Source organism: Croceicoccus sediminis (genome assembly GCF_007570835.1).
Taxonomy (GTDB): Bacteria; Pseudomonadota; Alphaproteobacteria; order Sphingomonadales; family Sphingomonadaceae; genus Croceicoccus; species Croceicoccus sediminis.
This window is the reverse complement of record NZ_SUNC01000002.1, coordinates 308,068-330,585: the sequence shown is the minus strand read 5'-3', so window position 1 is coordinate 330,585 and position 22,518 is coordinate 308,068. Positions and strand designations below refer to the sequence as shown.

Below are 22,518 nucleotides of genomic sequence, written 5' to 3'. Positions count from 1 at the left end.
GTGGGAACTTCGGTTCCCGCGCCTTTTTTGTTGTCTGCGCAACGGATGGCCGAAACCGATCCGGCTGCGCTTGAATAGCGGGCTTCGGCAAGGCATCTGCGTGGGCCGACCCGCAGGAGATCTTCGCCGATGGCCAGCCTTTACGATCGTTTCGCCCGCAGCTTCGCCCGATTCGGCGACAGGACCGCGATTGAGGCGGACGGCCGTAACTGGACTTATGCCGAACTCGAAAGCGCCGCTGGCGGCCTCGCCAGCCGGTTGCAGGCCAAGGGCGTGCGGGCCGGCGAACGCGTTCTGGTCCAGACCGACAAGTCGGTCGAGACGGTCGTTCTTTACCTCGCCACCTTGCGCTGCGGCGCGATCTACCTCCCGCTCAACAACGACTATACCGAGAGCGAGCTTGCCTATTTCGTAAGCGACGCTGGCCCTGTCCTTGCCGTCTGCCGCGAAGGCTCACGCGACCTGTTCGCCCGCATCGGCGGCAGTGACCTTGCGGTCACGACGCTTGAGGGCCAGTTCGAAAGCCTGCCCGAGACGGCGGTCGATCCGGTTTCGCGCAATGGCGACGATATCGCGGCGATCCTCTACACTTCCGGCACGACCGGAAAGCCCAAGGGCGCGATGCTGACGCACCGCAACCTCGTGTCGAACGGCGAAATGCTGGTCGATTTCTGGCGCTTCACTGCCGATGACCGGCTGATCCACGCCTTGCCCATCTTTCATGTCCACGGCCTGTTCGTCGCGCTGCACTGCGCGCTGTTTTCCGGCGCGACCGTGATTTTCCAGGCCCGGTTCGACGCACGGGCCGCGATCGATGCGATGCCGGACGCCACCGTCATGATGGGCGTGCCCACGTTCTACATCCGCCTTCTGGCCGAAGACGGCTTTACCGCCGAAGCGGCGCGGAACATGCGGCTGTTCATTTCCGGATCGGCGCCGCTTTCGGCCGACATCCACCGCGCTTTCGAGGCGCGGACGGCCCACCGCGTGCTGGAACGATATGGCATGACCGAAACGGGAATGCTGTGTTCGAACCCCTATGACGGGGCGCGCAAGGCAGGTTTCGTCGGCCCGCCGCTGCCGGGCGTGGATTTGCGGATTGCCGATGGCGAGGGCCAGCCGCTGCCGCAGGGCGAAGTCGGCATCGTCGAGGTGAAAGGCCCCAACGTCTTTGCCGGATACTGGAAAATGCCGGAAAAGACCGCGGCCGAATTCCGCGACGACGGGTTCTTCATCACCGGCGACATGGGGCTGATCGACGCGGACGGCTATGTCCAGCTTGTCGGGCGGGAGAAAGACCTGATCATCACCGGCGGGCTCAACGTCTATCCCGCAGAGGTGGAGGCTCTGTTGGACGATCGTGACGACGTGGCCGAAGCCGCCGTGATCGGCGTGCCGCATCCCGATTTCGGCGAAGCCGTCGTCGCCGTCCTGCGCGCCAATGGCGAGATCGACGCCGACGCGGTGCGAGAAGAGATGAAGCGCGACCTGGCCGGATTCAAAGTGCCCAAGACGGTCATCGTCATCGACGAAATGCCGCGCAACACGATGGGCAAGATCCAGAAGAAGGCGCTGCGCGAACGCTACGCCTCCCTCTTCACCGATTGACCGGGTTTAGCGGACCCGCGCGTTGTCGTTTGATGCGCTGGCGGCAAGACGCGGGTTTGCAAATCCGTTGTAAAGCGTGCGGGTGATCTCCGCGATCCGCGCATCGCGCTGCGGACGGCCACCCTGCCCAGTGACGTAGATCGCCATCACGACCACGCGGCCATCGGGCATCTCGACAAAGCCGACGTCGCTCGCCGTGTTGTTGAGCGTGCCGGTCTTGTGGCCGAAATCGATCCCGCTCGGCAGGCCCGCCTTCATCCGGCGGCGGCCGGTGACGGTGCGGGTCATCGCGCCGATCACGACATCGGTGCTTTCGCCCGAAAGCCATTCACCCTTGTAGAGCCCCGCGATCAGGCGAACCATCTCGGCAGGCGGGGTCGAATCGCGCTGATCCGCGCCGGTGGCGGGATCGAATTCGCCGTCATCGCGCACCAGGGTCGCGATGTCGCGGTCGATGCGGAAACGTTCGAACCCCTTGCTGCGCATCCACTTCGTCACTTCCGCCGGGCCGCCAACGGCCTTCAGCATCGCGTCGGTCGCGGTGTTGTCGCTGCGCGTAATCATCAGTTCGATCAGGCTGCGTGCGGTCAGCTCCATCCCCGGCTTGACCGGGGCCACGCTGGTCGAGAACGGGCGCGAGGCGACCGGAATCATCAGCGGATACTTGCTGTCGAGGCGATAACGCCCCTGATCCACCCCGGCGAGGAAAGTTGCGGCAATGGCGATCTTCGACGTGCTGGCCATTGGAAACGCCTGATCGCCCAGGATCGAAACGGTCTGACCCGTCGACAGGTCCATCGCGGCCACGCCGATGCGGCCCTTGTCCGGGCGGGCAACGGCGAACAGGTTCTGACGAAGGCCGGTACCGACCGGATCGGCTTCCCGCCCGTCGAGCACGGCGCCGTTCGGACCGTTTATGAACTGGTCGAACGTTTGCGCAGGCGCATTGTCGGCAGCTGCCGGATTGGCGGAGAAGAGCAGCGCGGAGGCCGAAAAGGCCGCCACCGCCGCGCGGCGAATTTTGCGTGTTCCCAGTCCCATCATGTTCCCGCGTATAGCATGGATCGGATTGTTACAGAATTAACCGATTCGCCTTTCACGCAAAAGCGTCTCGCGACAGGGTGTGCAAAAGCAGGCCGCGAGGCGATTTTCAGCCCTTGGGCGCGGGGTCCACGCGATCGGCAGGCTTCATCGCGCGGGCCTGCGCCTTGCGCCGCCGCAAGTTCTCGCGAAGCTGGCGCGCCAGCCGTTCCTCGCGGGTTTCCGCAGCCTTTGCCCCGGTCTCGTCCTGCTTTTCGCTCATTCGTCTGCGATGGCACCGGTCGCCGCGAACCGCAAGTCGCCGCAGCAGGCGAACGCCGTGCTTGACAAGGGCCCATGCCCCCGCCAATAGCGCGCCCCTGCGATGCGGTCCCATCGGACCGGCGGCAACTTGTCCGCGAATCGCCTTGCAATGGTTCTTGCTGCTGTAGCTCAGTGGTAGAGCGCACCCTTGGTAAGGGTGAGGTCGGGAGTTCAATCCTCCCCAGCAGCACCATTCGCTTCTCCGATATCGTTGAGAGATGGCCCGCAAGCTTGGTTTGCGAGCCCTTAACCTTTGCTCCCTATGGCTTGGGACTGCGCATGTGCGCGGTCCGTTAAGTCGATGAAGAGTGCTGTCATGGAAATGACCGGCCTTCTTCCGCGCTGCGGGCACGCGTATCTGGAACAGTACGGGCGTTTCGTGATGCTTCCCCCCCAACCGGCATCGCGGAACGTTCGACCATCAAGGATTACGGACGATGTTCAAGCGTTTCTGGAAAGACGAAAACGGCGGATCGGCGGCCGAATACGCGCTGATACTGGCCGTCGTGGGTCCGGGACTTGGCGCGGCCGCGCTGGTTCTTGGCGCTAACGTCGGCGCTTCGGGCAGCTCGCTCGAAAGCGATCTGGACGCGACGAATGCCTATGCCTCGGCGTCGAATTCGAACGGCGGGGGCGGCGGACAGGTCGATCCGGGCACCGGCAACAACTCGGGCGGCGGGACGGATACCGGCGGCGGGGACACCACTACGCCTACCCCAACGAACCCGGGCAAGGATTGCAATCCCAAAGCCAGGAAGTGCAAGTGACCTGAACCAAACAGCATTTTCGCGCGCGTCCCCAAACACCGCGCACGAAAAAGGGGCGAGGTGGCAGCGAACACCTCGCCCCGCTTCGTTTGGGGCCCCGCTTCGTTTGAAGCGCCTGCTTTCGTTCAGAGGGGCGAGCGCCAGGCTCGCCCCTCTGAAGATCAGCACTTGGGATGCTGGCCGATATCGCGGATATCGTAAACGCGGCCATCGGCGACCGTCATCTGCAGGCACTGCCGCGAAGCCGGGCGTGCCCAGATCGTATAGGCCGTGCTGCCCGTCTTGAAGCCATCGACATTGACGAACCCACGCTCGGTCAGCGTGCTGTCTGCCCCGGCCGCTCGCGCGCCGGAAAGGTCGTTGAACTGCGCCTTTTCGCGGTAACCGCCGCTGCCGTGGTGATAGCTGGTGTTATGCTTGCGCTGATCAACACCGGCCGAGTAGCCGGACGAGTAGGCGTCGGACTTGTCGTAATTATGATAGGCGACGTTGTGCAGGCCGTCGGTATAGCCGCGGTCGTACTGACGCTCCGCCTCTGCATCGTCGAGATGCTTGTTGTCGTCATGGTGGTGGGACTTGTGCGAAAGCAGCGCCCCGATCAATGCTGCGCCCGCGACGGCGGCAACCGCCGTGCCCGCACCCGAATGACCTTTTTCGGTATGGCCGCAATCCTGCGCCGCCACGTCGTTGATCGTCATCACGCGGCCATCCATCACTTCGACCGTCACGCAGTCGCGATCGCCCTTGTGCCACCAGTTCGAATAGGCCGCGCCATATCCGCCCTTGTGCCCGTCGATATATTTGAAACCGCGATCCTGCAGTTCGCCTTCCGCGCTCGACGCGCGCATGCCGTTGATGTCGGTCAGCGTGCTTGCTTTACGCGCCATGGCAGGCGTTGCCGCAAGCCCGGCAGCCGCGATCAGTGCCAGGATCGAACCTGAAGTACGTACAAATGCCATCTTTCTGTCTCCCCACATCCGGACAGTTCAAGCACAGGCCGACGCGAATCGTCGGCCTGTGCTTGAACACCAGGCGGGCATTCGGGGCGAATTGACCCAGATTGTCAACTATTTGGGAAGACAGGAAAGTCGATCAGGCCTCGACGTCGCTCCAGTCGGGATGGCGCCGGAACGCGGCGACGACATAGCTGCAGACGGGCTTGACCTTGAAGCCTTCCTTGCGCGCGTCGGTGACGAGCGCGTCGACCAGCTTGCCCGCGATGCCCTTGCCGCGAAGGTCGCCGGGCACGAAAGTATGGTCGGCAACGAGAACCTTGCCGCCGTCGTCCTTCCGGTAGGTCAGTTCGGCCTGCGTTTCGCGGCCGTCGACTTCGGCGTGATAGGCACCGCGGCTTTCGCCGTCCTGGCGCGTGATCGTGACATTGCTCATGAAAACTCCTTTACCTCCCTAACCAGCGGAGGCGCAGGCCAGTTCCATGCGGGGCGATGATCAGTCGCGCGCGCCAAACAGGGCCGTGCCGACGCGCACGTGAGTCGCGCCCAGCATTATCGCGGTTTCGAAATCCCCGCTCATGCCCATCGACAGGCCCGAAAGCCCGTTTTCCGCCGCCAGCTTGGCGAGCAACGCGAAATAGGGCGCGGCCTCCACATCGGCGGGGGGCACGCACATAAGCCCTTCGACCGGGATGCCTGCCTCGCGCGCTTCGTTCAGAAGGGCGGGAAGATCGGCGATGGCGCAGCCGCCCTTCTGGTCTTCATCCCCGATGTTCACTTGCACGAAACACGGCACGGTGCGGCCCGCCTTCTCGAAGGCCTTGGCCAAAGCCTTCACCAGGCTGGACCGGTCGAGCGAGTGGATCGCGTCGAACAGCGCGACGGCATCCTCGGCCTTGTTCGACTGAAGCTGGCCGACGAGGTGGAGCTTCACATCGGGATAGCGCGCCTTCAACTCGGGCCACTTGCCTTGCGCTTCCTGAACGCGGTTTTCGCCGAAGACCCGGTGGCCTTCTTGCAATAGCGGCTCGATCTCGCCCGCTTCCCTCGTCTTGGAAATGGCAATCAGGGTCACGTCCTCGGGTTTGCGGCGGGCAATCCGGGCGTTGCGGGCGATATCGTCTGCGATCTGGTTCAGTGCTGTTCCGGCCATGGCGCGCTGCTATAGCGAGTGCGTGCCGCCAATCCATACCCAACCTTCACCTGCCGCAATCTGGCTGATCAGCGACGCCCGCAACGACGCGGTGCTGGAGGCGGCGCTGATGCGCCTGCCGGTGGGAAGCGGGTTCGTGTTTCGGCACTATCACCTGGACCCTGCCGCAAGGCGTGCTCGGTTCAGGCGGTTGCAGCGGATTGCACACAGGCGCGGCCATGTCGTGGCGCTGGCGGGCGATCCTGCCCATGCGCGCCGCTGGGGCGCGGATGCGGTCTATGGCGCACCTGCGACAGTCGCGCGGGGGTACGGTCTGCTACGCATCGTGACCGTCCATTCGCTGCGCGAACTGGGCGCGGCGCACCGGGCGCGGGCGGATCTGGTCATGATCTCCCCGGTCTTTCCCACCCGTTCGCACCCCGGATCGGCGGTTCTGGGCGTGGTGCGTGCAAGGCTGCTGGCGCGCCGCGCGCGGGTGCCTGTCGTCATGCTCGGCGGGATGGATGCGAACAGGGCCATGCAGGTCGAACCGCACGGCTGGGCCGCGATCGACGGGTTGGCCGGATGGGCGGCTGGCTGACGATACCCACAGGCTCGCCTGAGCAGATTGACCCCCTTTGCCCGCACGGAGCATAATTCAAACCCGTTCGAACAGGGAATTTTGAGGCAATGGCCACACGAGCCGCAAGAGGCGCGCCCGATTGGCGCGCGGCGCTGAAGCGCAGCGTGAACCGCACCGGCGAACTGCTGGGCGCGGGCGCACTGCTGTTGTTCGCGCTGTTCCTCGCGCTTGCGATGGCGAGCTATGCACAGACAGACGCCTCGTTCTCGACCGCGGCGGGCGGCGGGACGGCCAACTGGATGGGCGCGCCCGGCGCCTATGCCGCCGACGCGCTTTTCCTCGCCTTTGGCCCCGTTTCCGTCCTGATCCTGCCGATGCTGTGGGTTTTTGCCCGCCGCTTGTGGCAGCTGGCCGATGAAGAGGACGTGGCGGCCCGTCCGCACTGGTGGCGGCCACTGGCTCTCCTGGCGCTGGCGATGATCCTGTTGGCCACCGTGCTGGCCCTGCTGGTCGAAGGGCCGGTCTGGGGCCTGCCTGCCGGGATGGGCGGCATTGCGGGTCTTGCCGGATCGAAGCTGATCTATGCCCTCTCCGGCTTTGCCCCGGCGGCCTATGCGGGCTGGGTCATCCTGGCACTGGCCGTCGTGTTCCTGCTGGGCGGGGCCTATATCGCGGGCCGCGTCTTCGCCATCGACTGGGCGGGCCTGCTGACGCTCCCCCTCGCCCTGCGCCGCGAACGCGCGGACGACGACGACGTGATCGAAGCCCCGCGGCCTGAGAAAAAGACGAAGAAGGCCGCAAGGCGCGAGACGATCGTCGATGACGAACCCGACCTGGTCGAGACCGCGACCCCGCGCCGCGCACCCGAAATCAGCGACCCGACCGCCCCGCCAAAGCCTTCCGCCAAGGCGAAGACCAAGCCGAAGCAGGGCGATTTCTTCAACGCAGATTACACCTTGCCGAGCCCCGAACTCCTCGCCGAAGTCCCGGACCAGAGCGGGCAGAAGCTCGACAAGCTGGCACTGGAACGCAACGCGCGCCTGCTGGAAAACGTGCTCGAAGACTTCAACGTCAAGGGCGAGATCACCGCGGTCCGCACCGGCCCCGTCGTCACGATGTACGAGCTGGAGCCTGCGCCGGGTATCAAGGCCGCGCGCGTCATGGGTCTTGCCGACGATATCGCCCGTAACATGAGCGCGATTTCCGCCCGTGTCTCCGCCATTCCGGGCAAGACCGTCATGGGCATCGAACTGCCCAATGCCGACCGGCAGATGGTATCGTTTCGCGAACTGATCGAAAGCGCGGCCTTTGGCGATCACAAGGGGATGCTTCCGATCATCCTGGGCAAGGATATCGCGGGCGAACCCATCGTCGCCGACCTTGCCGCCATGCCCCACTTGCTGGTCGCTGGCACCACCGGTTCGGGCAAGTCCGTCGGTTTGAACGCGATCCTGCTCTCGCTGCTCTATCGCCTGACGCCGGCTGAGTGCCGGTTGATCCTGATCGATCCCAAGGTGCTGGAGCTCAAGACCTACGACGACATTCCGCACCTCCTCTCGCCCGTGGTGACAGAGCCGCAAAAGTCGGTCCGCGCACTGAAATGGGCGGTCGAGGAGATGGAACGGCGTTACCGGATGATGAGCTCGATCGGATCGCGCAACCTTGCTGGCTTCAACGAGAAGGTGAAAGTCGCCAAGGCCAAGGGCAAGCCGCTCGGCCGCCGGGTTCAGACCGGGTTCGACCCCGAAACGGGCGAGGAAATCTTCGAGGAAGAACAGCTCGAATACGATGTCCTGCCCCAGATCGTGCTGATCGTCGACGAACTGGCCGACCTCATGATCACCGTGGGCAAGGAGATCGAGGTCCTGATCCAGCGCCTGAGCCAGAAATCGCGCGCGGCGGGCATCCACCTCATCATGGCGACGCAGCGCCCGTCGGTCGACGTCATCACCGGCGTCATCAAGGCGAACATGCCGACCCGCATATCCTTCCACGTCACCAGCCGCATCGACAGCCGCACGATCCTGGGCGAACAGGGCGCGGAACAGCTGCTGGGCAAGGGCGACATGCTCTACAAGGCCAGTTCCAAGCCGCTGACCCGCGTGCACGGCCCCTTCGTGTCGGACGAAGAAGTGGAGGAAGTGGCCAACTTCTGGCGCGGCCAGGGTTCGCCCGAATACGTCGATTCGGTCACGGAAGAACCCGAGGACGGCGGCTTTAGCTTCGACGATCTGGACGGCGCGTCCGACGATCCGGAGCAGCGCAAGTACATGCAGGTGTGCCAGATGGTGTTCGAAAACCAGAAGGCCTCGGCCAGCTGGATTCAGCGGCAGATGGGCGTTGGTTACAACACCGCGTCGAAATGGATCGAACGCATGGAAAAGGACGGCCTCGTCGGCCCGGCAAACCACGTCGGACGGCGCGAAATCTATCGCGACCGGGATGGACAGCCGCTCTGACCCGTGATGACCTTCGATTTCGGCGGCCCGACTCAAGATACGCGCGCGAATTGGGATACGACTACCGGTCCGTGCCAAGGGCCCTTGGTATTTTCACGTAGGAAATCGTTTCGCGGTCATTAACCAGACATCAAAACATCGCTGCCATCTTGCAGGACAATGGTGGGATGGTCTTACAGATTTCTGGCAGCCTTGATGCTGCTGGGCACTTTGCTGATGCCGCAATCGGCTTTGGCCGCACCGTCGGTGCGGGCCAGCTGTTTTGCCGCGACGCCCTATGTCCACGCCGTCGATCATCCCCGCCTGCCCGCGCGCGCGGACTGGACCTGCAACGGGCGTAGCCCTTCGGGAATGCCGCCGGTCAGCTGGGTTTTCTTCACCCCGGACGACTTCGCCCGCAAGGGGCTGGAGCCGAGCCATTTCGTCACCGACATCTCCCGCTTCGACCGCATCAGCCTGATCGTCATGGACGCCAGCGGCCCGCTGCGTTCGCGCAGCTATTCGATGGAGGACGTGAGCCACTTCGTGAACGGGCCCAAGTTCGCCCTGCCGCTTCCCGACATGCAGGGCGCCACCGGCCTTGTCGTGGCGATCGAACGTCCGTGGGCACCCGTAATGGCCGCCCGCGCGTCGCTTGAAGTGCAGCAGCAGTCGACCGATGCATTGGGGTGGAGCGAGGACTCCATGCTCCTCATCGCGCTATTGCTGGGCATGATGCTGACGCCGCTGGTCTATCACGGCGTGTTCCACAGCATCCTGCGCGAACGGTATGTCCTGTGGCAGATCGCGTCCACGGCCAGTGTCGTCGCGCTCATCACGATCCACTCCGGCCTCATCCATCACATTGTCGACCTCAGCCTTGCGACGACGATAGAGATATCGATGCTGGCGCTCTTGGTCCCGCTGATCTTCGCCAGCGGCTTCCTGCTCAGTTATTGCGAGGAAGAGGCGATCCCCGAAGGCTTGCGCAAATTGCTCAAGTCGCTGGTCATCGCATCGGCGCTGGTCCTGATCGTGCTCGTCCTTCCTTTCGCGTTCCTGCGCCCGCTGACCACGCCTGCTTTCCTTTTCATCCCGATCCCGCTGACCGCCGTGGCGATCATGGCTGCGGTCGCGGCCATCCGGTCGGGTCGGCGCATCGCCTGGCTGCAACTGGCAAACTGGGCAGCGCTCTCGATGGCCTTTGTCTTCAACGCCTTGCGCGGGTCCGGCATCGCAATGTCCGATGGCTGGGTCGATGCAGGCTTTTTCGGCGCGATCACGCTGCACGTCTCAATGTGCGTTTTCGCCGTGCTCTACCGCGTCGACATCATGCGCAAGGAGCGTGAGCGCGTGAACGCCCGGCTCGACGCGCTGACCAATCTCATCGATCTCGACCCGCTGACCGGGATTTTCAATCGCCGCGCCTTCGAACAGCGGTTCATCGAATTGCGCTCCGACGGGTTCCACGCGCTGGCCGTGGTCGATCTCGACCATTTCAAGCGGATCAACGACAAGTTCGGCCACTCCACCGGCGACCGCGTCCTGCAGGAAGTCGCCGCCGTTCTGGGCGGGGACAAGGACGCCATCGGGTTTCGCATGGGCGGCGAGGAATTCGTCGTCATGCTGCGCGGCAGCCAGGTCCAGCAGCGCGCAGAACAGCTGCGCCGGGCAATCACGATCCGCATCGCCAACGAAGTCGAGGGGATCGACGGCCCCGTCACCGCGTCGATGGGCCTTGTCGAAAGCCCGCCGGGCGGAGCATCGTCGATGCGCCAGCTCTACAGCCATGCCGACCGCCTGCTTTACGAAGCGAAGTATTCGGGCCGCAACCGCCTGATCAGCGAGCGCATCCAGATTTTCGAACCGCCTTCGCGCGAACGCCGGATGAAAGACCGCCGGGCCAGCGAACGCCGCAATTAGGCCTGATATCTAGGTCCGAATGAAGGCCTGCGCGACTTCGGCGGGGACGCGGGCAAGGCGCCCGGTATCGCGCTGGATCATGGCCCAGCTGGATCGGACCGACACGATAGGCTTGCCCTGCGGTTCGCCGCCGTCTTCGCGGAAAAAGTCGATCAGGCGTTCGAAACGTGCGCCCTTGGGCGGCTTTTCGATCCGGGTTTGGGCGATCACGCTCTCACCCTCGCCGATATTGCCGCGATAATCGATCTCGTGCCGGGTCACGACCCAAAGGTACGCCGCGACATGAGCCGGATCGGCGGCCTTCTCCCAATGCTCGGTCGCGATGTCCTGAGCCCAGTTCAGCCAGATCGCGTTGTTCACGTGGCCCATGAAATCGATGTGTTCGGGCCCCGCGGTAAAGGTCATGCGGTAGGAAGAAACCGGATCACTCATCGTCCAGATCGACTCCGACCAGTTTCCAGCCCAGCCCGTCACGGCGGAATACCAGCGCGCCGCTGCCTTCTTCGGCAGCAAGGCGGAAGGTGTTGAAGCCGCCACGCTCGAACCGCCACGCGACTTGCTCACGCTCGCTTTCCCGGCGCGAGATGACGAGGCCAGCAGCCTGTCCGGTACGGATGATCTGGGCGACCGTTTCAGGCGTGACGACGGTATCGACGACAACGCCGGTTCCGGCTTTCGCCAGCTTTGCGCCCAGAGGGCCGAGCGAGGCGCCGCGGGCCTCGGCCTCGCTCTCTATCCGGCTTTCGATCTGGCCTTTCACCGAATCGCGAAAGGCCGGGAAGTCGACCCGCCCTTCCAGCCGCGCGACATCGCCGTCGCGCGCGGCCTGTCGCAAGTCGTGCGCGGCATAGAACTGCGATCCGAAGAACCAGATGCCGCAGACGATGACCGCCAGTAACAGCCAGCCGAAAAGCTTCTTCATGCCGCGTCGGCCATGCCCAACTGCCACAGCAGGAAGGCATATTCCTCGGCCACTTCGCGCAGGCCGTCGAACCGGCCCGACTTGCCGCCGTGCCCTGCGCCCATGTTCATCTTGAGCAGGAGTTCGTTGTCGTCGGTCTTCATCTCACGCAAACGCGCGACCCACTTGGTTGGCTCCCAATATGTCACGCGCGGATCGTTCAGCCCGCCGGTCACCAGCATCGGCGGATAATCCTTTGCCGCGACCTGATCATAGGGGCTGTAGCTGCGGATCAGTTCGAACGCGGCCTTGTCCTCGATCGGATTGCCCCATTCGGGCCATTCGCCCGGCGTCAGCGGAAGCGAGGCGTCGAGCATCGTGTTCAGCACGTCGACGAAAGGCACTTGCGCCACGACCGCGCCCCACAGGTCGGGATCGGAATTGACGATCGCGCCCATCAGTTCGCCGCCTGCCGAACCGCCTGATGCGGTTATGCGGCCTTTTGACGAATAGCCCTTGGCGATCAGGCCCCTGGCCACGTCCACGAAGTCGTTGAACGTGTTGGTCCGCTTGGTCAGCTTGCCGTCCAGATACCACTGGCGGCCAAGGTCGTCGCCGCCGCGGATCTGCGCCACGGCATAGATGAAGCCGCGATCGACAAGGCTGAGCCTTCCGGTCGAGAAATAGGGCGTCATCGCGATGCCGTATGCGCCATAGGCATAAAGGTGCAGCGGCGCGCTGCCGTCCATCGGCGTGTCGGCGCGCATCATCAGCGATACGGGCACTTGCGTCCCGTCGCGCGCGGTGATCATCACGCGCTCGGTCCGGTACTGCGAGGCATCGTAGCCCGACGGGATTTCCTGGACCTTCAGCGTTTCGAGCGTCTTTGCCTGCGGATCGTATTCGAACACCGTGCTGGGCGTGACCATCGAGAAATAGCCGAGCTGCAGCATTTGCGTGTCATATTCGGGGTTGTTGCCAAGGCTTGCGGTATAGCTCGCCTCGGGAAATTCGATCGCCTCAAACTCGGTCGGCGTGTCGTAGGACCGCAGCTGCACCTGATCGAGACCCTGCAGGCGCCCTTCGGTGACGAAGAAGTCCTTGAACAGCTCGAACCCGGTCAGGTAAAAGTCGTCAGACCCTGCGATCACCGTTTCCCAGTCGCCCGGCGCGGACAGTTTGGCGCGGGCGAGGCGGAAGTTGATGTGATCGTCGTTGGTATGGACGTAGATATCCTCGCCCGCGACATCGATGTCGTATTCGACCCCGGTCTTGCGCGGCTTAACCAGGATCGGTGTGGCCAGCGGATCGGCGGCGGGGACCATGCGCACTTCACTGGTTTCATGGTCCGACGTGCCGATCAGAACCCACTTTTCGTCCGATGACAGGCTGGACCCGACGCGGAACCCCTCGTCATCCTCGTGGTACAGCTCGACATCATCCGCCAGCGGCTTGCCCAGCCAGTGGAGCCGCGCATTGTCGGTGCGCCAGTTCTCGTTCGCCAGCGAATAGACCACGCCCGTATCGTCCGCGACCCAGACCAGCGTACCCAGCGTGCCGGGGATCGTGTCGGGCAGGATTTCGCCGGTGGTCAGATCCTTGAACTTCGCCTCGAACCGTTCGGACCCGTTGGTGTCGACCGAATAGGCCAGCTTCGTGCCGTCCTGGCTGACCGAGAACGAGCCCAGCTTGAAATACTCGTGCCCTTCGGCGAGCGCGCTTTCATCCAGCATCAGCTCCTTGCCGTCGACACTGTCGCGGCCGCCCGCGGCGGGCTTGCGCCACCACTGCTTGTACTGCGCGCCCGCTTCGTATTCGACCCAGTAGTACCAGTCGCCGTCCTTGGTCGGGACCGAGCTGTCGTCTTCCTTGATGCGCCCGCGCATTTCGGCAAACAGCGTGTCGATCAGCGGCTCGAACGGCTTCATACGCGTTTCGAACCAGGCATTTTCCGCCTTCAGGTGATCGAGAATCTCCTGATCCGCCACGTTCGGATAACCGGCATCGCGCATCCACGCATAGGGGTCGTCCACGGTGATGCCGTGGTGACTGAAGCTATATGCGCGTTTTTCGGCGACGGGCGGAGCGATAGGGGCGGTTGCTGGCAAGCTGTCGTTCAAGGGTATCTGGTCCTCGGCATCGGGTGTTGGCAGGTCGGGGGAACCTGAAATGGGGACGCGCCCGGCCAGCGCAAAGGGGAACTTCGCTGGAAAGGCGGAAGCGTCAGGCCTATGTTGCGCGCATGAGCCTTACAAGAGCCTTTGCAACGGGCCTTCGGGCGTACCCAATTCGAATACGAAAGACGACACGATGCTGATGCAGACCCACGAAGCCCGCCTCCACGCCCTGAGGGAGGAACTGAAACGCCGCGACCTCACCGGGTTCGTCGTGCCGATCAGCGACGAACACATGAGCGAATATGTCGGCGAATATGCCCAGCGTCTGGCCTGGTTGACCGGATTTGGCGGGTCGGCGGGTATCGCGCTGGTCACGCTGGACCGTGCGGTGATGTTCGTCGACGGCCGCTATACCCTGCAGGTGCGCGATCAGGTCGATGGCAAGTTCTGGGACTATGAAAGCATCCCCGACACCAGCCCCGCCGACTGGCTGCGCCAGAACGCCACTGCCGACGCGCGCATCGGGTTCGACCCGTGGCTCCATTCGCGCGGATGGGCCAAGGGCATGGCCGCGGCGCTGGCGAAAAAGGGCGGCGAACTTGTCGCCGTCGACAGCAACCCGATCGATACCGTCTGGGAAGACCAGCCGGAGCGCAGCAACGCGCCCGCCCGCCCGCATGACGAGGCCTATACCGGCCGTTCCAGCGCGGACAAGCGCGGCGCGATCGCCGAATGGCTGAAGGAAAACGAATACGACGCCGCCGTCATCAGCGCGCTCGATTCGATCGCCTGGCTGTTCAACATTCGCGGATCGGACGTGTCGCGCACGCCGGTCGCCCTGTCCTTTGCCGTCGTGCGCGGCGACGGGACGGCGGACCTGTTCATCGCGCCCGACAAGGTTACGCCGGAGCTTATCGCGCACCTTGGCAACGCGGTATCGGTGCGTGACCGCGACGCTTTCGAGGACGAATTGGCCGCGATGGGCGGCAAGACCGTCGCCGTTGATCCCGACCGTTCGGTCGCCGCGATCTTTCGCGCGCTCGACGATGCCGGCGCGACCGTGAAGGAAGAGCGTGACCCCGTCGTCCTGCCCAAGGCGATCAAGACCGATGCGGAACAGTCCGGCCACCGCGCCGCGCAGGCCCGCGACGGCGCGGCCATCGCCAAGTTCCTGCACTTCGTCGAGGTCGAAGGCCCCAAGGGCGAACTGACCGAACTGGCCGCGTCTGACCGGCTGGAGGCGTTCCGCGCCGAAAGCGACAAGCTGACCGACCTGTCGTTCGACACGATTTCGGGCGCCGGCCCCAACGGCGCGGTCGTCCACTACCGGGTGAGCGATGAGACGAACCGCACGCTGGAACCCAACAGCGTCTACCTTGTCGATTCGGGCGGCCAGTATCATGACGGCACGACCGACATCACCCGCACCGTGTGGGTCGGCCCCGACGCGCCGGGCGCGGAAGTGAAGGACCGGTTCACCCGCGTGCTGAAGGGCCATATCGCGCTGGCCATGGCGGTGTTCCCCAAGGGCACTGTCGGCAGCCAGCTGGACACGCTGGCGCGCCAGTTCCTGTGGCAGGCGGGCATCGACTATGCCCACGGCACCGGCCACGGCGTCGGCGCGTATCTTGGCGTTCACGAAGGCCCGCAGAACGTGGGCAAGAGCCGGGGAACCAAGGAACAGGCCCTGCTGCCGGGCATGATCCTGTCGAACGAGCCGGGTTACTACAAGGCGGGCGAATACGGCATCCGGATCGAAAACCTGGTGCTGGTCCACAAGCTGGACATTCCGGGCGCGGAACTGGAATCGATGGGCTTCGAGACCCTGACGTTCGCACCCATCGACCGCCGGTTGATCGACGCCGGGATGCTTTCACAGGCGGAACGGGAATGGCTCGACGCCTATCACGCCAAAGTGCTGGACGTGGTTGGCCCGCAGCTGGACGGTGAACGGCTGGAATGGCTGAAAACGCAGTGCGCGCCGCTGGTAGCTTGAGGGGAAATTAACGGCGCTGCCGCGCTGATACACAGTGCGACAAATCTCCTCTCGCCCGGCATAAACCTGCGACATGGGCGGTGTAGAACGATCCTCAGAAGTCGCGGGGCGACGGATCTTCGGGTTTCCCCTGATGTCCCCTCCCCCAAGCCCGTGCCGGCGCTGCCGCGGCTTCGCCCCATTCACTCAAGATCGTTGAGAGAGGACGATAGTCATGATGAAGAAGACAATGCTTGCCGCAGGTGCCGCCGTTCTGGCGATGGGCACCGTGGCCTACGCCGCCCCCGGAATGATGGCCGAAAAGGGCCCGATGACGCTTGCCGAAGCAAAGGCCAAGTCGGCCACGATGTTCGACAGGATGGATGCCAACGGCGACGGCCAGATCAACGCCGCCGACCGCGAGGCCCGAATGGAACAGCGCTTTGCCAAAATGGATACCGATGGCAACGGCTCGCTCAGCCTCGCCGAATTCAACGCGGCGCACGAAATGCGCGGAGAGCGCAAGGGTCGACATGGCCATAACGGTCATGAAGGCAAGCGCGGCCACGGCATGCGCATGATGGGCAAGATGGCCGACACCAACAACGACGGCACGATCACTCGCGCCGAATTCGATGCCGGCGTCGAAGCCCACTTCGCCAAGATGGATGCCGACGGCAACGGCACCGTGACCGCCGAGGAACGCCAGAAAGCCCGCGAACAGATGCGCGAGCGTTGGCAGGAACGCCGCGAGGCGCGCCAGGCGAATTGAGCGGGGCGATTGATCCCGCCGCCATCGACGGCAATATCGAAGGGGCGCACCGGTACCTGCCGGTGCGCCCCGATTCATGTAATGGCCGCCAAAGTTTGAATACCCCAATCCGCGAAAGGCAGATCGATGTCCGACAGCACGGTTCCCGACCGCATCCTCCTCGTCGATGACGAGGAAGCCCTGCGCGATCCGCTTGCTGCCTATCTTGCAAAGCAGGGATTTTCCGTCCGGCAGGCCGAAAGCGCGGCGATGGCGCGCACGATGCTGCGCGACGAACCTGCCGACCTGGTCCTGCTCGACATCATGATGCCGGGCGAGGACGGGCTGTCGCTGTGCCGCCATCTCGTCGAAACGCAGAAAGTCCCCGTCATCCTGCTGACCGCGCGCGGGGAGTCGACCGACCGTATCGTCGGGCTGGAAATCGGTGCCGACGACTACGTCGTGAAACCGTTCGAACCGCGCGAACTGGTGGCGCGTATCCGGTCCGTCCTGCGACGCGCGACCCGGGCGGAGTCCGCACCGGCCAAGGAACAGGACTATATGTTCGAAGGCTGGCGACTCGACCCGCTGAAACGCCGCCTGTCCGACCCCGAAGGCGCGGTCGTCGCCATTTCCTCGGCCGAATTCCGCCTGCTGCGCGCATTCCTCGACCATCCGCGACAAGTGCTGGACCGTGACCGCCTGCTAGACATGGTACAGGGGCGCGAGGCGCACTTGTTCGACCGCTCCGTCGACAACGCGATCAGCCGTCTGCGCCGCAAGGTTGAGGAAGACCGCACCGACCCGCAGCTGATCCTGACGGTTCGCGGCGGCGGCTACATGCTGGCAGCGGACGTTACACGGGTCGATCCGGTCGCGGCATGAGGCGTTTCCTGCCCAGATCCCTTCAGGGCCAGATGCTGCTGGCCGTCGCGCTCGCGCTCTTGGTCGCGCAGGGGATCGGCGCGGGCATCGCCTATCGCGCCCAGCTTGAGCGCGAGGACAACGGCATTGTCCACTCGCTGGCTTTTCGCATGATCGGCGGGCGCATGCTGCGCCAGGCAGATGGCCGCGAACTGCGCCCGCCGCGGGGCCGTCCGCCGCGCACGGGCCGCCTGCTGCGCATGGACACGACCCCGCTGTTGGATAGCGACCAGCGCAAGCGCAAGTTCGAGGTCCGGCTTGACGATATCCTGGCCGCACAAGGCGTCGAGGCGGCAGAGATTCAGGTTTTCGAGCGTGACGCGCAAGACACCGCGATAGGCCGCTTTATCGAACGCCGACGCCAGCTTGGCGGCCGCGACCGCAGGCCCGCGCCCAAATCGGTGGTTATCGCCGCCGTTCGCGAACAGGGCAGTGACGACTGGATGGTGGCGCGCACGATCCGGGGCGAGCGCGAGCCGCGTTTCCTGCGCAACCTGATTTTCCAGACCCTGCTGATCTACGTCGTCCTGATCGGCGTGATCGCGCTGATCCTGCGCCAGATTACCAAGCCGCTGGCCGCGCTGACCCGGCGGGTGGAGGATTTCGCGGCCAATCCCACGCTTTCGCCCGAGGGCCGGGTGGAACCGCAAGGTCCGCTCGATACGCGCAGCCTGATCGCGGCACACAATGCGATGGAGGCGCGCATCGGCGCGCTGCTCGATGAAAAGGACGTCATGCTGGGCGCCATCGGGCACGATCTAAAAACCCCGCTGGCTGCGCTTCGCGTGCGAATCGAATCGGTCGACGACGATGACGAACGCGCCAAGATGGCCGGTACGATCGAGGACATCACCCGCACGCTGGACGACATCCTGTCGCTGGCCCGCGTGGGCCGCCCATCCGACCCGCTGGAGCCGACCGAGATTTCCGCCCTCACCGCCTCCGTCGTCGAGGAGTTCGAGGACATGGGACAGCCTGTCGAGCTTGGCGATACCCAGCGCATCGTCTTGTCGGTCCGCGCCACATGGCTGCGCCGCGCGATCCGCAACCTGGCCTCCAACGCCCTGCGCTATGCGGGCGGGGCCTGCGTCACGGTGAAAAAGCGCGGCAACCTTGCCGTGATCAGCGTGACCGACGACGGCCCCGGCATCCCCGACAACGAACTGGACCGCATGATGGAACCGTTCGAACGCGGCGACCCCAGCCGCAACCGCGGCACCGGCGGCGCGGGGATCGGGCTGACGCTGGCAAGGGCCATTGCCGAACAGCATGGCGGCTCACTGGTGCTGGAAAACCGGGCCAAGGGCGGGCTGAGCGCGGAATTGCGTTTGCCCTTGGGATAATGGGTGGCTCCGCAGTTTATTTGCTTTAGTCCCTCAAACGCCGGGCGGGGTGCATCCGCACCCCTTGGCTTCGCCGCAGATGCGGCGGCGGCCGTTCGGCCTTGCGGGAGTCGCTGGCGCGCCCCGGGTTTTTCCTGATGGGTCGTGCCATTCCGGGCGCGAAGCGACGCCGGCAAGCGCGAACGCGCGCCCGAGCTTATGCGAGGATAGCCAAGGGGCCGGATGGCCCCGCCAGCGCTTGAGGCTGAACAGAAGTTCCGGCGTCTGAGGAACTAAAACAAACAAACCACGAGCCACCAACCCCCGCCATCACCTCATCAAACCGCCCACGATATTCCGCACGAACGCGTTCAGCCCCGTCCGCAGCGGATCGGCACGCGATTTCTTGCCCAGCGCCGCCGCCACGCCGATCGATACGGCAGAACCAGCCGCCGCCTTGATCGCGCTTTTGCCCGCCTTGCCGATGTCCATGCCCCACAGGCTGGTCGACTTGCGTTCGCGCTTGGCCACTTCCTCGCGGCCCTTTTCCGCAACTTCGGCGGCTGTCGCCGCAGCGTCGGCCGCCTTTTGCGCCAGCACTTCTTCCGCGCTTTCGCGGTCGACCGCCTCGTCGTACTTGCCCTCGACCGGGCTGACCGAACGGATAATCGCACGTTCCTTGGGCGTGACGGGGCCAAGGCGCGAACGCGGCGGCTTCATCAAGGTGCGCTGGACGATCGACGGCGCGCCGTCCTCCATCAGGGTGGAAACGAGAGCCTCGCCGGTTCTGAGCTGCGTAATCGCCTCGACGACGTCCAGTTCGGGATTGATGCGGAACGTATCGGCCGCCGCCTTGATCGCCTTCTGGTCGCGCGGGGTGAAGGCGCGCAGGGCGTGCTGCACGCGGTTGCCCAGTTGTCCGGCCACTTCCTCGGGAATGTCGATCGGGTTCTGCGTCACGAAGAACACGCCTACGCCCTTGGAACGGATCAGGCGCACGACCTGCTCGATCTTTTCCTCCAGCGCGCGTGGCGCATCGTCGAACAGCAGGTGTGCCTCGTCAAAGAAGAACACCAGCTTCGGCTTTTCCGGGTCGCCCACTTCGGGCAGCGTCTCGAACAGTTCGGACAGGAGCCATAGCAGGAACGTGGCGTAAAGTTTCGGACTGCGCATCAACTTGTCGGCGGCCAGCACGTTGATGAAACCGCGCCCGTTTTCGTCACAGGCCAGGAAATCCTCGATCTCCAGCGCGGGTTCGCCGAAGAACTGGTCCGCGCCCTGCGATCGCAGCGACAGAAGCGAACGCTGGATCGCGCCGACGCTGGCCTTGGTGACGTTGCCGTAGCGGGTCGACAGGTCCTTCGCGTTTTCCGCCGTGTGGGCCAGCATCGATTGCAGGTCGTCGAGGTCGAGCAGCAACAGGCCCTGTTCGTCGGCCCAGTGGAACGCGATGTTCAGCACGCCTTCCTGCGTTTCGTTCAGATCCATCAGCCGCGACAGCAGCAGCGGACCCATTTCGGAAACCGTGGTGCGGATCGGATGGCCCTGTTCGCCGTAAAGGTCCCAGAAAACCGCCGGATTGTCGGAATAGGCATAGTCGTCCATGCCCAGTTCCTTCGCGCGTCCTTCCAGCTTGTCGGCGTGCTTGAACGTGGGCGATCCGGGCATCGAAATGCCCGACAGGTCGCCCTTCACGTCGGCGACGAAGACCGGCACGCCCCTGGCCGAAAAGCTTTCGGCCAATCCCTGCAACGTCACCGTCTTGCCGGTGCCGGTCGCACCCGCGATCAACCCGTGGCGGTTCGCGCGCGACAGTTCGAGGTACTGGCGCTCTCCATTGGCGGCGAGGCCGAGAAAAATCGCGTTGTCCGACATGCCTTGCGTCATTCCTTTTTCGAGACCCCTGAACGGTGCCGATCTGGCCTTGCCTGTGGGGCGCGGTCAAGTACGGCTTGCCGCACCCTGCAAGGAACGCCATCTAGGCGCGGCAATGCGCAAGCCCTTCATCCTGCTGGACGATGCCCGGGAAACGTCCGGCGCGGCCCCCGCCCGCCTCTACCGCGATCCCGTGGCGGTTTTCCGTGCGGACAGCGCAGACGAGGTCGAGGACGCGCTGTCGAGGGCGGAAAGCGCACGCCGCGGCGGCCTGCACCTGGCCGGATATCTCGCCTACGAAGCCGGGCTGGCGCTGGAGCCGCGACTGGCCTCGCGCCTTGCGGGCAAGGATGCCGCGCCGCTGGTGTGGCTATGCGCCTTTGCCGATTACGAGACGATCGCCGCCGACGATGTCGCGGACTGGATCGCCGGGCAGGTCCATGACGAAGACGGCCCGCCCATCCTGTCGCCCGCGCGCCCCGCGATAGAGCGGGAGGATTACGACGCCGCCTTCGCCCGCGTGCAGGAGGCGATCCGGGCCGGTGACATCTACCAGGCGAACCTGACCTTCCCGCTTCACGCGGCGTGGGCGGGCGATCCGCTGGCGATCTATGCCCGGCTACGCACCCGCGCGGCGGCGGGGTACGGTGCGTTCATCTACGACGGAGAGCGGCACCACCTCAGCCTCTCGCCCGAGCTGTTCTTCACCCTGAAGGACGGCGCCGTGATGCTCAAGCCGATGAAGGGCACGCGTCCGCGCGGCGAAGATGCCGCCGCCGACGCCGCGATGGTCGCCGATCTGGGGGCGAGCGAGAAGGACCGGGCCGAAAACCTGATGATCACGGACCTGATGCGCAACGACGTGTCGCGCCTTGCCGTGCCGGGGTCGGTCCAGGTGCAGGATGCCTTCGCGGTGGAGACTTATCCTACGCTGCACCAGATGACGTCGACCGTCAGGGCACAGCTGCGCGAGGGCGAAGGCGCGGTGGACCTCTTGCGCACGGTATTCCCCTGCGGTTCCATCACCGGCGCGCCGAAAATCCGCGCCATGGAAATCATCGACGAGATCGAGCAGTCGCCGCGAAAGTTGTACTGCGGCGCGGTGGGGCGGGTTGACGCAAGCGGCGATGCTGCGTTCAATGTGGCGATCCGCACCCTTTCACTGCACGGGCGCGGGCAGGGACAGGCGCATATGGGCGTCGGTTCGGGCATCGTCGTGGACTCGCGGCTGGACGATGAATGGGCCGAATGCCTCATCAAGGGAGAGTTCGTGGCAGCGGCGGGCCGTGATGTTCAGTTGATAGAGACGATGGCCTTTGATCCGAAGATCGGGGTGCCGATGATCGAACTGCACCTGCAACGCCTGAAGGACAGTGCGCTGGCGCTGGGCTTCGATCTCGATCGCCACGCCTTGCGCAATCACATCCAGGCCTTCTGCTTCCTCAACACCGAACCGAAGAGATTGCGCGTGCTGGTTGCGCAGAACGGGACGTGGGAACTCGACGGCAGCGACCTGCCCGATGTCATGCCCGATCCGGTGCCGGTCCAGATCGCGCCCCTTCCCGTCGCGCAGGGCGACTGGCGATTGCGCCACAAGACGACCGACCGGGCCTTTTACGACGATGCCCGCAAGGCGGCGGAGGCATCCGGCGCACGCGAGGTCGTGTTCGTGCGCGAAGACGGGCTGTTGACCGAAGGCAGCTTCACCAACCTGTTCGTGAAACGCGGCGACATATTCCTCACCCCGCCCCGGTCGGTGGGCCTGCTGCCGGGCGTGCTGCGCGCCGCGATGCTGGAGGATGGCCGCGCGCAGGAGGCGGAGCTGACCGCCGACGATCTTGCGGAAGGCTTCTTTATCGGCAATGCGCTGCGCGGGCTGATGCCGGCCCGGCTGATCTGATCCGA

At 64.6% G+C, this 22,518-nt stretch carries 19 protein-coding genes and 1 tRNA gene; 11 read left to right on the top strand and 9 right to left on the bottom strand.

From position 1 onward, the window contains the following. The first annotated feature begins 129 nt into the window (after positions 1-129). On the top strand, positions 130-1,608 hold the full coding sequence (locus FAX90_RS09710; RefSeq protein WP_144097183.1) for an AMP-binding protein: 1,479 nt from the start codon (positions 130-132) through the stop codon (positions 1,606-1,608). 6 nt (positions 1,609-1,614) lie between these two features. Here FAX90_RS09710 and FAX90_RS09705 read toward each other — a convergent pair whose 3' ends face one another. Together FAX90_RS09705 and FAX90_RS16605 are read right to left on the bottom strand one after the other, a co-directional pair. Beyond that, positions 1,615-2,652 carry a serine hydrolase gene (locus FAX90_RS09705; protein ID WP_240704828.1) on the bottom strand — a complete coding sequence of 346 codons (1,038 nt, stop codon included), beginning with the start codon at positions 2,650-2,652 and terminating at the stop codon, positions 1,615-1,617. Positions 2,653-2,758: 106 nt separating this feature from the next. Then, positions 2,759-2,911 (bottom strand): hypothetical protein, encoded by a 153-nt coding sequence (locus FAX90_RS16605; protein WP_170234930.1) that lies wholly within the window; start codon positions 2,909-2,911, stop codon positions 2,759-2,761. A gap of 159 nt (positions 2,912-3,070) precedes the next feature. On the opposite strand from FAX90_RS16605, the gene FAX90_RS09700 reads away from it, so the two are divergent. Together FAX90_RS09700 and FAX90_RS16700 are read left to right on the top strand one after the other, a co-directional pair. Continuing rightward, positions 3,071-3,145: transfer RNA gene (locus FAX90_RS09700), tRNA-Thr, on the top strand. A gap of 244 nt (positions 3,146-3,389) precedes the next feature. After that, positions 3,390-3,719 carry a Flp family type IVb pilin gene (locus tag FAX90_RS16700; protein WP_205700661.1) on the top strand — a complete coding sequence of 110 codons (330 nt, stop codon included), beginning with the start codon at positions 3,390-3,392 and terminating at the stop codon, positions 3,717-3,719. Positions 3,720-3,880: 161 nt separating this feature from the next. On the opposite strand, the gene FAX90_RS09690 is transcribed toward FAX90_RS16700, so the two are convergent. From FAX90_RS09690 to FAX90_RS09680, 3 genes are all read right to left on the bottom strand, one after another. Continuing rightward, entirely contained in the window at positions 3,881-4,678 is a 798-nt protein-coding gene (locus FAX90_RS09690; protein WP_144097182.1) for a hypothetical protein, read from the bottom strand. A 133-nt stretch (positions 4,679-4,811) separates the two neighbouring features. After that, positions 4,812-5,108, bottom strand: coding sequence for a GNAT family N-acetyltransferase (locus tag FAX90_RS09685; RefSeq protein ID WP_144097181.1), 297 nt, complete (start codon positions 5,106-5,108; stop codon positions 4,812-4,814). Positions 5,109-5,168: 60 nt separating this feature from the next. Next, positions 5,169-5,825, bottom strand: coding sequence for a YggS family pyridoxal phosphate-dependent enzyme (locus tag FAX90_RS09680; RefSeq protein WP_144097180.1), 657 nt, complete (start codon positions 5,823-5,825; stop codon positions 5,169-5,171). Here FAX90_RS09680 and FAX90_RS09675 point away from each other — a divergent pair. From FAX90_RS09675 to FAX90_RS09665, 3 genes are all read left to right on the top strand, one after another. Further along, the gene (locus FAX90_RS09675) at positions 5,824-6,405 is read left to right on the top strand and encodes a thiamine phosphate synthase (RefSeq protein ID WP_144097179.1); all 582 of its coding nucleotides are present in this window, start codon (positions 5,824-5,826) and stop codon (positions 6,403-6,405) included. The two genes, FAX90_RS09680 and FAX90_RS09675, sit on opposite strands and share 2 nt — an antisense overlap. Positions 6,406-6,494: 89 nt before the next feature. Continuing rightward, positions 6,495-8,846, top strand: coding sequence for an FtsK/SpoIIIE family DNA translocase (locus tag FAX90_RS09670; protein WP_144097178.1), 2,352 nt, complete (start codon positions 6,495-6,497; stop codon positions 8,844-8,846). Positions 8,847-9,005: 159 nt separating this feature from the next. Beyond that, positions 9,006-10,748, top strand: a complete 1,743-nt coding sequence (locus FAX90_RS09665; RefSeq protein ID WP_144097177.1) for a GGDEF domain-containing protein — start codon at positions 9,006-9,008, stop codon at positions 10,746-10,748. A gap of 9 nt (positions 10,749-10,757) precedes the next feature. Here FAX90_RS09665 and FAX90_RS09660 read toward each other — a convergent pair whose 3' ends face one another. From FAX90_RS09660 to FAX90_RS09650, 3 genes are read right to left on the bottom strand one after another with little or no spacing between them, the layout of a single operon-like run. Beyond that, positions 10,758-11,180 (bottom strand): acyl-CoA thioesterase, encoded by a 423-nt coding sequence (locus FAX90_RS09660; RefSeq protein ID WP_144097176.1) that lies wholly within the window; start codon positions 11,178-11,180, stop codon positions 10,758-10,760. Then, a complete protein-coding gene (locus tag FAX90_RS09655) occupies positions 11,173-11,670 on the bottom strand; it encodes a DUF2939 domain-containing protein (protein ID WP_144097175.1) in 498 nt (165 codons plus the stop codon). Before FAX90_RS09655 ends, FAX90_RS09660 begins: the two co-directional genes overlap by 8 nt. Further along, complete coding sequence (locus FAX90_RS09650) at positions 11,667-13,769, bottom strand: S9 family peptidase (protein WP_240704827.1); 2,103 nt, start codon at positions 13,767-13,769, stop codon at positions 11,667-11,669. Before FAX90_RS09650 ends, FAX90_RS09655 begins: the two co-directional genes overlap by 4 nt. Before the next feature lie 196 nt (positions 13,770-13,965). On the opposite strand from FAX90_RS09650, the gene FAX90_RS09645 reads away from it, so the two are divergent. The 4 genes from FAX90_RS09645 (at position 13,966) to FAX90_RS09630 (ending at position 18,759) form a co-directional block, all read left to right on the top strand. Continuing rightward, complete coding sequence (locus FAX90_RS09645; protein ID WP_144097395.1) at positions 13,966-15,762, top strand: aminopeptidase P family protein; 1,797 nt, start codon at positions 13,966-13,968, stop codon at positions 15,760-15,762. A gap of 214 nt (positions 15,763-15,976) precedes the next feature. Beyond that, positions 15,977-16,513, top strand: a complete 537-nt coding sequence (locus FAX90_RS09640) for an EF-hand domain-containing protein (protein ID WP_144097174.1) — start codon at positions 15,977-15,979, stop codon at positions 16,511-16,513. A 126-nt stretch (positions 16,514-16,639) separates the two neighbouring features. Next, complete coding sequence (locus FAX90_RS09635; RefSeq protein WP_144097173.1) at positions 16,640-17,377, top strand: response regulator; 738 nt, start codon at positions 16,640-16,642, stop codon at positions 17,375-17,377. After that, the gene (locus tag FAX90_RS09630) at positions 17,374-18,759 is read left to right on the top strand and encodes a sensor histidine kinase (RefSeq protein ID WP_144097172.1); all 1,386 of its coding nucleotides are present in this window, start codon (positions 17,374-17,376) and stop codon (positions 18,757-18,759) included. The genes FAX90_RS09635 and FAX90_RS09630 overlap by 4 nt, the downstream gene beginning before the upstream one ends. A gap of 309 nt (positions 18,760-19,068) precedes the next feature. On the opposite strand, the gene FAX90_RS09625 is transcribed toward FAX90_RS09630, so the two are convergent. Next, positions 19,069-20,613 (bottom strand): helicase HerA-like domain-containing protein, encoded by a 1,545-nt coding sequence (locus FAX90_RS09625; protein ID WP_144097171.1) that lies wholly within the window; start codon positions 20,611-20,613, stop codon positions 19,069-19,071. A gap of 115 nt (positions 20,614-20,728) precedes the next feature. Between FAX90_RS09625 and pabB the strand changes: the two genes are divergently transcribed. Further along, a complete protein-coding gene (gene pabB / locus FAX90_RS09620) occupies positions 20,729-22,513 on the top strand; it encodes an aminodeoxychorismate synthase component I (protein WP_144097170.1) in 1,785 nt (594 codons plus the stop codon). Positions 22,514-22,518: the final 5 nt, after the last annotated feature.

Coding starts and splice junctions, on each gene's coding strand:
- FAX90_RS09710 (WP_144097183.1), top strand. CDS start 130: ATGGCCAGCCTTTACGATCGTTTCGCCCGCAGCTTCGCCCGATTCGGC.
- FAX90_RS09705 (WP_240704828.1), bottom strand. CDS start 2,652: ATGATGGGACTGGGAACACGCAAAATTCGCCGCGCGGCGGTGGCGGCC.
- FAX90_RS16605 (WP_170234930.1), bottom strand. CDS start 2,911: ATGAGCGAAAAGCAGGACGAGACCGGGGCAAAGGCTGCGGAAACCCGC.
- FAX90_RS16700 (WP_205700661.1), top strand. CDS start 3,390: ATGTTCAAGCGTTTCTGGAAAGACGAAAACGGCGGATCGGCGGCCGAA.
- FAX90_RS09690 (WP_144097182.1), bottom strand. CDS start 4,678: ATGGCATTTGTACGTACTTCAGGTTCGATCCTGGCACTGATCGCGGCT.
- FAX90_RS09685 (WP_144097181.1), bottom strand. CDS start 5,108: ATGAGCAATGTCACGATCACGCGCCAGGACGGCGAAAGCCGCGGTGCC.
- FAX90_RS09675 (WP_144097179.1), top strand. CDS start 5,824: ATGGCGCGCTGCTATAGCGAGTGCGTGCCGCCAATCCATACCCAACCT.
- FAX90_RS09680 (WP_144097180.1), bottom strand. CDS start 5,825: ATGGCCGGAACAGCACTGAACCAGATCGCAGACGATATCGCCCGCAAC.
- FAX90_RS09670 (WP_144097178.1), top strand. CDS start 6,495: ATGGCCACACGAGCCGCAAGAGGCGCGCCCGATTGGCGCGCGGCGCTG.
- FAX90_RS09665 (WP_144097177.1), top strand. CDS start 9,006: ATGGTGGGATGGTCTTACAGATTTCTGGCAGCCTTGATGCTGCTGGGC.
- FAX90_RS09660 (WP_144097176.1), bottom strand. CDS start 11,180: ATGAGTGATCCGGTTTCTTCCTACCGCATGACCTTTACCGCGGGGCCC.
- FAX90_RS09655 (WP_144097175.1), bottom strand. CDS start 11,670: ATGAAGAAGCTTTTCGGCTGGCTGTTACTGGCGGTCATCGTCTGCGGC.
- FAX90_RS09645 (WP_144097395.1), top strand. CDS start 13,966: ATGCAGACCCACGAAGCCCGCCTCCACGCCCTGAGGGAGGAACTGAAA.
- FAX90_RS09640 (WP_144097174.1), top strand. CDS start 15,977: ATGATGAAGAAGACAATGCTTGCCGCAGGTGCCGCCGTTCTGGCGATG.
- FAX90_RS09635 (WP_144097173.1), top strand. CDS start 16,640: ATGTCCGACAGCACGGTTCCCGACCGCATCCTCCTCGTCGATGACGAG.
- FAX90_RS09630 (WP_144097172.1), top strand. CDS start 17,374: ATGAGGCGTTTCCTGCCCAGATCCCTTCAGGGCCAGATGCTGCTGGCC.
- FAX90_RS09625 (WP_144097171.1), bottom strand. CDS start 20,613: ATGTCGGACAACGCGATTTTTCTCGGCCTCGCCGCCAATGGAGAGCGC.
- pabB (WP_144097170.1), top strand. CDS start 20,729: ATGCGCAAGCCCTTCATCCTGCTGGACGATGCCCGGGAAACGTCCGGC.